The 12671-nt window shown below is 74.0% G+C and carries 13 protein-coding genes; 8 read left to right on the top strand and 5 right to left on the bottom strand.

What is annotated here, in order from left to right; translation table 11 throughout:
• The first annotated feature begins 205 nt into the window (after positions 1–205).
• On the top strand, positions 206–958 hold the full coding sequence (locus tag IH00_RS0114145) for a TetR/AcrR family transcriptional regulator (protein ID WP_031073362.1): 753 nt from the start codon (positions 206–208) through the stop codon (positions 956–958).
• Between the two features lie 191 nt (positions 959–1149).
• Here IH00_RS0114145 and IH00_RS0114140 read toward each other — a convergent pair whose 3' ends face one another.
• Positions 1150–2124, bottom strand: a complete 975-nt coding sequence (locus tag IH00_RS0114140; protein WP_031073360.1) for a zinc-binding dehydrogenase — start codon at positions 2122–2124, stop codon at positions 1150–1152.
• Positions 2125–2235: 111 nt separating this feature from the next.
• Here IH00_RS0114140 and IH00_RS0114135 point away from each other — a divergent pair, with 111 nt between their 5' ends.
• Entirely contained in the window at positions 2236–2847 is a 612-nt protein-coding gene (locus IH00_RS0114135; RefSeq protein ID WP_031073358.1) for a TetR/AcrR family transcriptional regulator, read from the top strand.
• A gap of 94 nt (positions 2848–2941) precedes the next feature.
• On the opposite strand, the gene IH00_RS0114130 is transcribed toward IH00_RS0114135, so the two are convergent.
• Both IH00_RS0114130 and IH00_RS37295 read right to left on the bottom strand, forming a co-directional pair.
• Positions 2942–4183, bottom strand: a complete 1242-nt coding sequence (locus tag IH00_RS0114130) for a cytochrome P450 (protein WP_078887738.1) — start codon at positions 4181–4183, stop codon at positions 2942–2944.
• Complete coding sequence (locus tag IH00_RS37295; protein ID WP_078887737.1) at positions 4173–4979, bottom strand: cyclodityrosine synthase; 807 nt, start codon at positions 4977–4979, stop codon at positions 4173–4175. Before IH00_RS37295 ends, IH00_RS0114130 begins: the two co-directional genes overlap by 11 nt.
• Positions 4980–5180: 201 nt before the next feature.
• On the opposite strand from IH00_RS37295, the gene IH00_RS0114120 reads away from it, so the two are divergent.
• On the top strand, positions 5181–7238 hold the full coding sequence (locus IH00_RS0114120; protein ID WP_031073352.1) for a HelD family protein: 2058 nt from the start codon (positions 5181–5183) through the stop codon (positions 7236–7238).
• Here the strand turns inward: IH00_RS0114120 and IH00_RS0114115 are convergent.
• Positions 7222–7626 (bottom strand): PPOX class F420-dependent oxidoreductase, encoded by a 405-nt coding sequence (locus IH00_RS0114115; protein WP_031073350.1) that lies wholly within the window; start codon positions 7624–7626, stop codon positions 7222–7224. The genes IH00_RS0114120 and IH00_RS0114115 overlap by 17 nt on opposite strands.
• A gap of 185 nt (positions 7627–7811) precedes the next feature.
• Here IH00_RS0114115 and IH00_RS0114110 point away from each other — a divergent pair, with 185 nt between their 5' ends.
• The 5 genes from IH00_RS0114110 (at position 7812) to IH00_RS0114090 (ending at position 11279) form a co-directional block, all read left to right on the top strand.
• Entirely contained in the window at positions 7812–9020 is a 1209-nt protein-coding gene (locus tag IH00_RS0114110; protein WP_031073348.1) for a MalY/PatB family protein, read from the top strand.
• Between the two features lie 77 nt (positions 9021–9097).
• Entirely contained in the window at positions 9098–9706 is a 609-nt protein-coding gene (locus tag IH00_RS0114105; protein ID WP_031073346.1) for a flavodoxin family protein, read from the top strand.
• A 113-nt stretch (positions 9707–9819) separates the two neighbouring features.
• Complete coding sequence (locus IH00_RS0114100) at positions 9820–10224, top strand: helix-turn-helix domain-containing protein (RefSeq protein WP_031073344.1); 405 nt, start codon at positions 9820–9822, stop codon at positions 10222–10224.
• Between the two features lie 29 nt (positions 10225–10253).
• Positions 10254–10832: a hypothetical protein gene (locus IH00_RS0114095; protein WP_031073342.1), complete on the top strand. Its 579-nt coding sequence runs from the start codon at positions 10254–10256 to the stop codon at positions 10830–10832.
• Between the two features lie 117 nt (positions 10833–10949).
• Positions 10950–11279, top strand: a complete 330-nt coding sequence (locus tag IH00_RS0114090; protein ID WP_031073341.1) for a DUF2516 family protein — start codon at positions 10950–10952, stop codon at positions 11277–11279.
• A gap of 46 nt (positions 11280–11325) precedes the next feature.
• Here the strand turns inward: IH00_RS0114090 and IH00_RS0114085 are convergent, their stop codons facing one another.
• A complete protein-coding gene (locus IH00_RS0114085; RefSeq protein ID WP_031073339.1) occupies positions 11326–12594 on the bottom strand; it encodes a PP2C family protein-serine/threonine phosphatase in 1269 nt (422 codons plus the stop codon).
• Between the last annotated feature and the right edge of the window lie 77 nt (positions 12595–12671).

Raw genomic sequence — 12671 nt, 5'->3', positions numbered from 1 at the left:
GCAGGGCGAAGACGGTGCCGCGCTCGACGCGCAGGTCGATGCCGTCGAGCACGGGAACGTTCCGGTAGGTCTTGCGCAGGCCGGTGGCCTCGACGGCCGGTGGTGCGTGCATGGGTGGCTCCCCCTTCTGCGTATGCCATACGCGTTACTGCGTAAGGGTTACGCATTACTAGGATGTGCGTCAAGCAGAAGGAGGCGCCGGCTCATGACGACCGACGACGGCACGGGACTGCCGGCGAGCATCGAGGCCGCCTGGGGCCTGCGCGAACGCCCCGCCAAGGGGCCGCGGCCCGGCCTGACCCTCCGGCGCATCGTGGACGCGGCCGTGGCCGTCGCCGGCGCCGAAGGGCTCGCGGCCGTCTCCATGGGCCGCGTCGCCAAGGAGCTCGGGGCTTCGACGATGTCCCTGTACCGGTACGTCGGCGCCAAGGACGAGCTGTACCTGCTGATGTTCGACACGGCCATCGGTGCCCCGCCGCCCCCGCCCCCGCCCGGCACCGGCTGGCGCGAGGCGCTCGCCGGGTGGGCCGGGGCGCAACGGGAGGCGTTCCAGCGCCACCTGTGGGCGCTCCACGTGCCGATCTCGGGGCCGCCCGCGACCCCGAACTCGGTGGCCTGGTGGGACCGGGGCCTGGCCGCCCTCGCCGGCACGGGGCTCGACGAGGGCAGCAAGACGTCGGTGATCCTGCTGGTCAGCGGCTTCGTGCGCAGCGAGGCCGGGCTGCGGGCCGACCTCGACGCGGCGATGCGGGCGACCGGCGAGGCCCCCGGCGACCTCATGGGCCGCTACGCCCGCACGCTGCGGCGGCTCGCCGACCCCGAGCGCTTCCCGGCCCTTGCGAAGACGCTGGACGCGGGGGTCATCGACCACGTGGACGGCCCCGACGACGAGTTCCGCTTCGGGCTGGAGCGGCTGCTGGACGGGATCGAGGTCCTGGTGGACCGCACGGGGCGGTGAACCCGGGGCCTGAACCGGGGCGGGGAGCCTGGGGGCGTGAACCTGGCCGTGCGGTGAGCCCGCGGGAAGCGTGAATCCAGGCGGGGGCCGCGGGTCCGGGCCGGTCAGCGGCGGTCGGGCCGGCGCGGCGGGCTGCGAACCCGGCCGCCGCACCGTCCGAGCGGGCCGGTCGCGGTGGCGGTCGACCGGGGTCAGACCGTGAGCACCACCTTGCCGAGCAGATTCCGCGCCTCGATCGCCGCGTGGGCCTCCGCGGCCCGCTCCAGCGGGAAGGTCGCGCCGATCACCGGGCGCAGACGCCCGGCCGCCGCCTCCGCCAGCGCCCGCCCCGCCAGCCGGGCGTGCGCGTCATCCGTCAGCTGGACGTCACCGATGCCCAGCAGCCGTATCCCGCGCCGCTCCGCCGCGGCCGGGTCGACCTGGGCGAAGCCGCCGGTCGGGGCGCCGTGCGCGGAGAACCGGCCACCGTCCGCGACGAGCGGATACGCCGCCGCGCCGACCTGGCCGCCCACGCCGTCCAGTACGACGTCCGCGCCGCCGGGGCCGATCGCCTCGCGGGCACGCTCCGGCCAGTCGGGCGTGCTCGCGTCCACCACCGCGTCGGCCCCCAGCTCCCGTACGAGCGCCGCCTTGGCCTCCCCGCGGGCGGTGCCGACGACACGGGCGCCGGCCGCCTTGGCCAGCTGCACCAGGACGGTGCCCATCCCGCCGGACGCGCCGACGATCAGCACCGTCTCGCCGGGCTTGAGCTCCGTGGCGTCCAGCAGCGCGATCGCCGTGACGCCGTCGTGGACGAGGGCCGCGGCGTCCGTGAGCGCGAGGCCGTCCGGTACGAGCGCCAGCGCCGGGACCCCGGCGACGGCGCGTTCGGCGTATCCGCCGGTGAAGCCGAGGGAGGCGATCACCCTCCGCCCGGCCCACGCCGCCTCGTCGACGCCCGCGCCCACGGCCCGGACCGTACCGGCCACGCCTGCCCCCGGGACGTACGGCGGCTCGACCGGGAAGTACTCCCCGCCCCACCCGGACCGCACCTGGGTCTCCACGAAGATCGTGTCCACCGCGGCGACGTCCAGGAGCACCTGCCCGGGACCCGCCACCGGATCCGGAGCCTCGCCCGGGACCAGGACCTCCGGACCGCCGAAGCTCATCGCCCGCGTCACGCGCATCGCGCTCACACCCCTCCGTTCGCGGGCGTTGTCCGGCCCCTCCGGCGCCCGCGGGTCCGAGTCTGGAACGTCAAGCCGACTTGAGGTCAACAGGTGCGTAGGCTCGGCGGCATGAGCGGGTTGCGCGAACGCAAGAAGCGGCAGACGTACGAGGCGATCTCGGAGGCCGCGATCGCCCTCTTCCTGGACAAGGGCTTCGACCGGGTGTCGGTGGCGGAGGTCGCGGCGGCGGCCGACGTCTCCAAGCCGACGCTGTTCCGGTACTTCCCCGCCAAGGAGGACCTCGTCCTGCACCGGTTCGCCGACCACCGGGACGAGGCGGCGCGCGTCGTCCTGGGCCGGCCGGCGGGCACCGCCCCGCTCGACGCCCTGCACCGCCACTTCCGTGACGGGCTCGCGCGCCGCGACCCGGTGACCGGACTGTGCGACGAGCCGCCGGTGCTCGCCTTCCACCGGCTGCTGTACGGGACGCCGAGCCTGGTGGCGCGGTTGTACGCGTACCAGGGCGCGTCCGAGGGCGCGTTGGGCCGGGCGCTCGGGGACGGGGTGGCGGCGCGGCTCGCGGCGGGCCAGATCGTCGCCGTCCAGCGGATCCTGGCCGAGGAGAACTGGCGGCGGATCGAGGTGGGCGAGGCGGCGGACGCGGTCGAGCCGGACGCGGTGGCCGCCGCGGATCTGGCGTTCCGGCAGCTCGCGGACGGGCTGGCCGGGGCCCTGACATGACCCGACCGCCGCCCCGGACGGAGGGCGGCGGTCAGGTGGCCTTGCCGGGTGGCCTTCCACGGGCCGGGGCCGGCTTCCCCGGGCCCCGGGGCGGTTACCAGAGGACGGGCAGCCGCTCGGGGATGCGCTTCATGAACCCGGTCCGCCAGACCAGCTGCGCGACGGGCACGGCCAGGTCCAGGCCGGGCATCCGGTCGAGCAGGGTCTCCAGGGCGATCTCCGCGTGCTTCCTGCCCAGCGCGGTCGCCGGGCAGTAGTGCTGCCCGCCGCCGAAGGACAGGTGCGCGGTGTTGTTCTCGCGCGTCAGATCCACGGTGTGCGGGTCGCGGAACGCCTCGGGGTCGAAGTTGGCGCCCTCGACCAGCACCAGCACGAGCTCGCCCTTCTTCACCTCCACGTCGCCGAGGGCGACGTCCTCCAGCGCGAGGCGCGGCAGCCCGTCGCCGATGGAGAGGTTGATGCGCAGCAGTTCGTCGACGGCCGCGGGGATCTTCCCGCGGTCGGCGAGGAGTTCGGCCTTCAGCTCCGGGTGCTGGATGAGCGCGAACAGGGCCATCGTGAGGAAGCCGGCGGTGGAGATGACACCCGCGCCGAACATGGTCACGCCGACGGTCGCCAGCATCTCGTCGGTGAGGTGGTCGTACTCCGGGTCCCCGCGCAGCGCCGCGAGTTCGGCCATCAGCCCGGTGGTGGACGGATCGTCCAGGCGGTCGACCATGTACGCGATGTCCCGGTCCCAGTTGAGCTTGGCGCCGGTGACGGGGCACGCGGAGTTCATGAACGCGATGTCCAGGCTCCTCATCAGGCGGGGTGCGTCCGCCTGCGGGATGCCGAGGATGTGGCAGTGCATGGCCGCCGAGTACGGGTCGGCGAACTGCCCGCGCAGGTCCGCCGGGGCGCCGTCGGCGAGGATGCGGTCGACCAGGTCGGCGGCGGCCGACCGCATCCACTCCACGAGCCCCGGCGCCTTGGGGTTCAGTGCCTTGAGCACCGCCTTGCGCAGGCCGGCGCCGGTGATGTTGCCCATGTTGTTGACGACCTCCGGCGGGATCGTCAGGGCGTACTGCCGGGGCACACCGGGTGCCGAGGTGTCCTTCAGGCTGAACCTGCGGTCCTCCAGAACCTGCTTGCACAGGGCGTGGGAGGACACCAGCCACGCGGGGTCGCCGGCGATGGTGCGCACCCGCTTGACCGGCTCCTTGCGCAGGTCCTCGATCTCCGCGGGGAGCTGGTCGCCGCGCCAGGAGAAGGGGAAGGCCGGCAGCTCGTCGGAGAGGGTCCGGGGCGTCTCGGCGGTCCGAAGCGTCGGAAGAGTCGGAAGCGTCTCAGTGGACATCGGTCTCTCCTTCGGCGCGTTCCGCGCCCGGTGCGTGTTCCGCGCGCGTGGCGCGTGCTGCGGGGGTCACGACGGCGTGGCCCTGGTTGCGGGAGGCGCGCAGGCCGGAGCCGCGCGAGTAGAGCAGCTCGGCCATCGGCAGCAGCTGGTGGTAGCAGTTGAGGGACGACGGCACGCCGAGGATGGCAGGGGTGTCCAGGAACAGCGGGGCCTCGGCGCAGACGTACTCCACGCACACCTCGCGCTGCCGGGCCGTGGGGGCCTTCCCGTCCAGGACCTTGGAGGAGAGGAAGGTGTCCACGAGCGCGTTGCAGGTCGCGCGGAAGTCCGCGTCCGTCTCCAGCCGGTCCCGCAGGTGGCGGTGGATGTCCCGGTACGCCGGGTTGTCCAGGAACGCCGACATGGGGTGGGCGCGCAGGCGCCGCCCCTCGGGGTCGACGGCCGCGACGGCACCGGTGACCTTGGCGCGCACGCCGCGCAGGTTCTTGACGGCTTTGCGGCGGGCGTCGTCGGCGGTGTAGCCGGACGCCTCGTACATCTCGGCCACGTGGAGGTCGGTGTAGACGAAGTCCACCTGGTCGAAGTGGGCGACGCCCCAGCGGGCCAGATCGGTGACGCGCTGGGCGGAGAAGTAGCTGTTGCCGGGTGACACGCCGATGACGGCGTGGGCGCCCTCGGCGTGGATCACCCGGCAGTGGGCGGTGTAGGGCCGGACGGTGAAGAGTCCGGCAGCGGTGTCCGTGCCCGTGTCCGGAGGGGTGAAGGGCTGAATCTCGAAGACGGTCTCAGTCGTCAACTGGAAGGAAGTCCTTCGCGTCGCTAGTCCCGGAGGAGCCTCGTGCTCCTGGTGTGGCGACGACGCCGTGAAGTTAGCTTCCGAACACGGAGAGTGTCAACGATGGTCCGTTCGTGTTGATCGCCGGTTGCCCGGAGTTCATCGTTCCGACATCCTTTGCCTCGGTTAAAAACGTAACTCGGTTACGTTATACTCGGTGGAATGACGACACTCGACCATGAACTGAGCTCGGAACGGACCTACCACGACACCTGCCGCGCGGCCCTGACCCGCATGATCGAGGGCGCCGCCCACCACGTCGTCACCGGCGAGGACGTCTCCGCGTCCGGCGCCGACGCCGAGGTCCTCGGGCACCGGCTGCGCAGCCGCGCCAAGGAGCTGCGCGAGGAGCGGCCGGGCCCCCTCTTCTTCGGCCGGCTCGAACTGGCGGACGGCCGGCGCCACTACATCGGCCGCCGCCGCATCGGCGAACACCCCGCGGCCCCACCGCTCGTCGTCGACTGGCGCGCCCCCGTCGCCCGCACCTTCTACCAGGCGAGCACCCGCGACCCCCAGGGCGTGCGTGTACGGCGGCGATTCGGCTGGGCACCGCACAGCGACGGCGATCCGGCGGACCTGACGGGCCTGGAGGACGAGCACCTGGCCACGGCCGAACCGGGACCGGCCGGCCCGGGGGCTCCCGGCGCGAGCGCCATCCTCGCCGGAGAGATCGAGCGGCCCCGCGTGGGGCCCATGCGGGACATCGCCGCCACCCTCCAGCCCGAGCAGGACGACCTCGTACGGGCCGACCCGGCCGACTCCGTCTGCGTACAGGGAGCGCCCGGCACCGGCAAGACGGCCGTCGGACTGCACCGGGCCGCCTACCTGCTCTACACCTATCCGCAGCGCCTGCGGCGCGGCGGGCTGCTGGTCCTCGGGCCGAACCGCGCCTTCCTGTCGTACATCGCCGAAGTGCTCCCCGCGCTCGGCGAGTCGGAGGTCCGGCAGTCGACGGTCGAGGACGAGGTGGCGCGCGGGCACGCGGTGCGGGCGCACGACTCCGCGGAGGCCGCGGCCGTCAAGCACGACGCCCGCATGGCGGGCGTCCTGCGCCGGGCGCTGCACCGGCGCGTCACCGGCCCCACCGAGCCGCTGGCCGTGCCGGACGGCTCGTACCGGTGGCGGGTGCCGGTGGCCGAGCTGGAACGTGTCGTCGCGGACGTGCGGGCCGAGGCGCCGCCCTATGCGGTGGGGCGTGAGCGGGTGCGCAGCCGGGTGGTGCGGGCGGTTCAGGCGCAGGCCGAGCGCCGCGCCGGGCCGCGGAGCGACGCATGGGTGCGCAGGATCGGGCGGAGCCGGGCGGTGTCGGCGTTCGTCGACGCGTGCTGGCCCAAGGTGACGCCCGAGGAGGTGCTGGCGGAAGTGCTGGCCGATCCGCGCGACGAGGCGCTGACCCCGGCCGAGCGGGCCGCCGTCCGCTGGGCCGAGCCGCCCCGCTCGTACCGCTCGGCACGGTGGACGGCGGCCGACCTGGTGCTGCTGGACGAGCTCGCGGGGCTCGTCGAACGCCCCGGCGGCTATGGTCACATCGTCGTCGACGAGGCGCAGGACCTGTCGCCGATGCAGTGCCGCGCCATCGCCCGCCGCGCCCGCTCCGGGTCCCTCACCGTGCTGGGCGACCTCGCGCAGGGCACCACGCCGTGGGCCGCCCGCAGCTGGGCCGCGCAACTGGCCCACCTGGGCAAGCCGTCGGCGCCCGTGATCCCCCTGACCGCCGGGTACCGCGTCCCGGCGAACGTCGTGGAGCTCGCCGGCCGGCTGCTCGCCACCCTGGACGTCGACGTGCCGCGGCCCCGGTCGCTGCGGGCCGGGGGCGAGGTGACCGTCCGCCGGGTGCCGTCCGCCGGTCTCGCGGCGGCGACGGTCGGGGCGGTACGGGCCGCCCTCGCCCGCGAGGGCTCGATCGGTGTGATCGCCACCGCGCCGACGGCCGCGCTGCTGCGCGACGCGCTCACCCGGGCGGGGATCGGCACGGGCGCACCGGGCGAGGAGCCGGCCGGGCCGGACGCCCGGGTCACCGTCCTGCCGGCGGCCCTCGCCACCGGACTGGAGTACGACCACGTCGTGGTCGCCGAGCCCGCCGCCATCGTGGATGCCGAACCGCGCGGCGGGCACCGCCTCTACGTCGTGCTCACCCGGGCGGTCTCCCGCCTGGACGTCCTGCACACCGGCGAGCTGCCGCGGGGACTCGTCCCGCCCGCCCTCAGAAGCGCCCGGTGACCCTGGCCGGGGTCACCCGCACGACGACGCGGTCGCCGTCCGCCCTCCCCTGCAGATACGAGGCGAAGTCCTGACCCGTGTACTTGTACGACAGTTCGTCCGCGAGCTCCCCGGCCGGGTCCGGCGTGAGAGTGGCGGCGCCGCGGACGGCCGCGTACGTGTACGGGTCGTCGGGCGGATTGATCATCACGGTGATCCGCGGGTCGCGGGCGAGGTTCCTGCCCTGCATGCGCTGCGCGGTGGTGGAGAACAGCAGGTCCTCGCCGTCGCGCTTGATCCAGACGACCGTCAGGTGCGGCTGCCCGTCGGGCAGGAGCGTCGCCACGGTCGCGAACGCCCTGGCCTCGTCGATGAACTTCTTGAGCTGCTCCGGGAGGGTGGCTGTCACGGTCGCGTTCTCCGTTCGGGTCGCGGTGCACGGTACTCCGTACGCCCCAACACCCCCTCCCGGCACGGGAATTCCCGGCGCGCGTACCGACCGGGACATGGCTGCGCCCGGCCGGCCCCGCGGGCTGCGGCCCGGACGGGGCAGGCGGGGGTGCTTCCCCGCGGCGCGCGGCCTACCGTGTGCCCATGGCCGACATACCGCAGGCGCACGCCGCACCCGGCGGACCGGTACCGAACCCGCTGCGCGTGCTCTCCCTCGACCAGCTCCGCCGGCGCACCAGCGTCAAGTGGCGCACGCATCCCGAGGACGTGCTGCCGCTGTGGGTCGCCGAGATGGACGTACCCCTGGCGGAGCCCGTCGCGCGGGCGCTCCACGACGCGATCGCGCTCGGCGACACCGGCTACCCGGCCGGCACGGGATACGCCGAGGCGCTCGCGGAGTTCGCCGGCAAGCGCTGGGGCTGGGACGGCGTGGCCGTGGAGCGCACGGCCCTGGTCCCCGATGTGATGCTCGGCGCCGTGGAACTGCTGAAGCTCGTCACCGGCCCGGGCGACGCGGTCATCGTCAACAACCCCGTCTACCCGCCTTTCTACCAGTTCGTGACCCACCTGGACCGGCGCGTCGTCGAGGTGCCCCTCGGCGAGGACCTGCGCATCGACCTCGCCGCGCTGGAGGAGGCGTTCCACCGCGCCGCGGCGGGCGGGCGGCGGGCCGCGTACCTGCTGTGCAGCCCGCACAACCCGACCGGCACCCTGCACACCGCCGAGGAGCTCACCGCGGTCGCCGCCCTGGCCGGCCGCCACGGCGTGCGCGTCGTGGCGGACGAGATCCACGCCCCGATCGTGGCCGGCGGGTCCGCCTTCGTGCCGTACCTGAGCGTGCCGGGCGCGGAGGACGGCATGTCCCTGATGTCGGCGTCCAAGGCGTGGAACCTCGCCGGGCTCAAGGCGGCCCTCGCGGTCTTCGGCCCCGCGGCCGCCGGCGACCTGGCACGCCTGCCGGAGGAGGTGAGCCACGGCCCGAGCCACCTGGGCGTGATGGCGCACACCGTGGCCCTGCGCGAGGGGACCGCCTGGCTCGACGCCCTGCTCGCGGGGCTCGACGCCAACCGGCGCCTGTTCGGGGACCTGTTGGCGCGGCACCTGCCCGGCGTCTCCCACCGCCCGGGCGAGGCGACGTACCTCGCCTGGCTGGACTGCCGCGCCCTCGACCTCGGCGGTGCCGACCCCGCCGCCTTCTTCCTCGAGCGCGGCCGGGTGGCGCTGGTCTCCGGCGCGGCGTTCGGCACGGGCGGCGCCGGGCACGTACGGCTCAACCTGGCGGCCTCGCCGGAGCTGCTCACGGAGGCGGTGCGGCGCATGGCGGCGGCGCTGACCCGGCGGGGCGCGGAATAGGCGGGCCGGGCAAAGGAGTTGGAAGCCGGTACCTCACCGATTGCCCCGGGAGACCCGGGGCCGAGACCGGAGCACACATGACCAGCGACACCACCCCCGGCCCGGACCGCTCCTTCCTCTTCGTCCTCGGCAGCTCCCGCAGCGACGGCAACACGGAGATGCTCGCCCGGGCCGCCGCCGAGCAGTTGCCGGCGGACGTCCCGCAGCGCTGGATCGACCTGACCCGGGTACCGCTGCCCGACTTCCAGGACGGACGCCACGAGAGCGAGGCCTGGCAGGCGGCCGAGCCCGAGGAGACGCTGCGGCAGGCCACCCTGGAGGCCACCGACATCGTCATCGCCTCGCCCCTGTACTGGTACAGCCTGTCCGCGCACACCAAGCGCTACCTCGACTACTGGTCGGGCTGGCTGGCGGTCCCCGGCTCCGACTTCAAGCGGCGCATGGCGGGCCGCACGCTGTGGGGCGTGACGGTCATGGCGGACCGCGGCGAGGCCCGGGCCGACGGACTGGTCACCACCCTGAACCACACGGCGGCCTACCTGGGGATGAACTTCGGCGGCGTGCTCCTCGGCAACGGTTCCCGTCCGGGCCAGGTCCGCGCCGACGAGCGGGCGATGATCCGCGCGAAGACCTTCTTCCAGCGCGAGGCACCGCTCGCGCGCTTCCCGCAGGCGGAGGCGGCGTGAGGCGCCGGCGGCGGGGAAGGGGCGGAGCGGGGCCCACCGGGCGGCATGCGAGGTGTGACACACCAGCAAGCATTTGCTTGCAATAGTTAGCAGGGTGGTGCAGCATCGGTGGCATGGCATCACTCAACGTCGGCAATCTCGGTGAGTACCTCCGCGAGCAGCGGCGCACCGCGCAGCTGTCCCTGCGGCAGCTCGCCGATGCCGCCGGGGTGTCCAATCCGTATCTGAGCCAGATCGAGCGCGGGCTGCGCAAGCCCAGCGCGGAGGTGCTGCAGCAGGTCGCCAAGGCGCTGCGGATCTCCGCCGAGACGCTGTACGTACGGGCCGGGATCCTCGAGGAGCGGGAGCGCGAGGAACTGGAGACGCGTGCCGTGATCCTCGCCGATCCCTCGATCAACGAGCGGCAGAAGCAGGTGCTGCTCCAGATCTACGACTCGTTCCGCAAGGAGAACGGGCTCGATGCGGAGACCAGAGGCGCCGATGACATCACCGAGGACGGCACCTCAACCGACGACTGACATCCGCGACCCCTCCCGGAGGACCCACAGTGGCCATCATCGAAGAACTGCGTACGCCCCTCTACTTCGCCGCCGGTACGGCGGACCTCGCCGTGCAGCAGGCCAAGAAGGTGCCCGGTCTGATCGAGCAGCTCAGGACGGAGGCGCCGGCGCGGATCGACGCGGTGCGCAACACCGACCCCAAGGTCGTGCAGGAGAAGGTGACCGCGCAGGCCAAGGAGGCGCAGGCCAAGGTCACCGAGGTGCTCGGGTCGCTGGACACGGACCTGAAGAAGCTGGGCGAGACCGCCCAGGACTTCGCGCTGCGGAGCGTCGGCGTGGCCGCCGAGTACGCGGTCAGGGCGCGTGAGACCTACGAGCGGGTCGCCGAGCACGGCGAGCAGGCCGTGCGGCAGTGGCGCGGCGAGGCCGCCGAGGAGCTGACCGAGATCGCGGTGGCGGTCGAGCCGGACTCCCCGGCCACCCCGTCGTCCACGACCGCGTCCACGCCCGCTTCCCCGGCGGGGGACCGCGCCGAGTCCGCGGCGAAGAAGCCCGCCCCGGCGAAGAAGGCGCCGGTGGCCCGCAAGCCCGCGGCGAAGAAGACCACCACGCCGGCCGACCAGTAGTCCCCGCCCCCGCACACGCTCGCCCCGGGCACCTTCGGCGCGGGGCAGGCGTTGTGGGGGTACCTTGGCCGCGAGGGGCCCTCAGCGGCCTACGTCACTGGTGAGGCGGTGCTCAGCATGTTGCTCGAGGGATTCAGCTCCTTCATGTCCCTGCTCTACCTGGCCATGCTCGCGATCGCGGTGGTCGCCTTCGTCATCGCCATGACGGCCCGCGAGGACGCGTACCGCGCCGCCGACAAGCAGACCAAGACGTTCTGGCTGATCATCCTGGGCGTCACGGTCGCGGTGAACCTGCTCGTCCCGATGCTGTTCCTCCAGCTCGCCGGGCTGGTCGCGTCGATCGTGTTCATGGTCGACGTCCGTCCGGCGCTGCGGCACGTGTCGGGCGGCCGCCGCGGCGGCTCGAGCAGCGACGGCCCGTACGGCCCCTACAACGGCGGGCGCTGACCCGAGAACCGCCCGGCGGCGGGCTGATCGACGAGACCTGGTTCTTCTAGGTGCCGCGCGGGGCGCGGGGTGCGCGGTCCAGCAGGAGGACCGCCACGTCGTCGGTCAGCTCGCCGCCGTTCAGCTCCCGCACCTGCGTCACCGCGGCCTCCAGCAGCTCCTCGCCGTGCAGGCCCTGCGCCAGCTGGTGGTTGATCATCTCGACCATGCCGTCCTGGCCGAGCCGCAGCGAACCCGGGCCGGCCGAGCGGCCCTCGATCAGGCCGTCCGTGTACATCATCAGGCTCCACGAGCCACCCAGCTCCACCTGCCGGCGCGGCCAGCGGGCGTGCGGCAGCAGACCCAGCGCCGGGCCGCCGTCCTCGTACGGGAGCAGCTGCGCCGCCCGGCCCCGGCGGGCGATCAGGGGGGACGGGTGGCCCGCCAGGCACAGCCCGGCACGGCGTCCGTCCGGGGCGATGTCCACCGTGCACAGGGTCGCGAAGATCTCGTCGTTGGCGCGCTCGTGCTCCAGGACCTGCTGGAGGGTGGAGAGCAGCTCGTCCCCGCACAGCCCGGCGAACGTCAGCGCGCGCCACGCGATCCGCAGCTCCACGCCCAGCGCCGCCTCGTCCGGGCCGTGCCCGCACACGTCGCCGATCATGGCGTGGACGGTGCCGTCCGGGGTGCGCACCGTGTCGTAGAAGTCGCCGCCGAGCAGCGCACGCGAGCGCCCGGGCCGGTAGCGGGCCGCGAAGCGCAGGTCGGAGCCCTGGAGCAGCGGCGTCGGCAGCAGTCCCCGCTCCAGGCGGGCGTTCTCCTGTGCGCGCAGCCGTGACTCGGCCAGCTTCACCTGCACCGAGTCGGCGCGCTTGCGCTCCACGGCGTACCGGATGGCCCGGCTGAGCAGCGGACCGTCGAGTTCCTCGCGGAAGAGGTGGTCCTGGGCCCCGGAGCGGACCGCCTCGGCGGCCAGCTCGGGTTCGCCGGAGCCGGCCAGCACCAGGACGGCGTGGCGCGGCGCGATGCGCAGCACGTGGCGCAGCGCGGCGAGCGGGTCGTCGCCGCCGGACGGGCCGGTGGGCAGCGCGAGGTCGACGAGGACGCAGTGGACGTCGTCGGTGAGCAGCCGCTCGGCCTCGGTGAGGTTCCGCGCGGTACGGATGCGGACCCGGCAGCCGGAGGCGTCCACCAGCTCCGGGACGGTGAAGGTGCCCGCCGGGTCGTCCTCGATCACCAGGAGCACGAGGTCCGTGGTCCCGGCGGAGTCCGCGACGGTGGTGGCGGCGGCCGGTGCGGGACTGCTCACCCTCTGTCGCGGTACGGGTACGGGCATCGGTCTGTTTCCTTCCCTCCCCCCGAGGGCGCGGTGGCGCGTCGGGCGACGCACCACCAGACGGGGACCATAGCGGT

It is taken from the genome of Streptomyces sp. NRRL S-118, assembly GCF_000716335.1.
In the GTDB taxonomy this organism is placed as follows: domain Bacteria; phylum Actinomycetota; class Actinomycetes; order Streptomycetales; family Streptomycetaceae; genus Streptomyces.
This window is presented reverse-complemented; position numbering and strand designations above follow the sequence as displayed.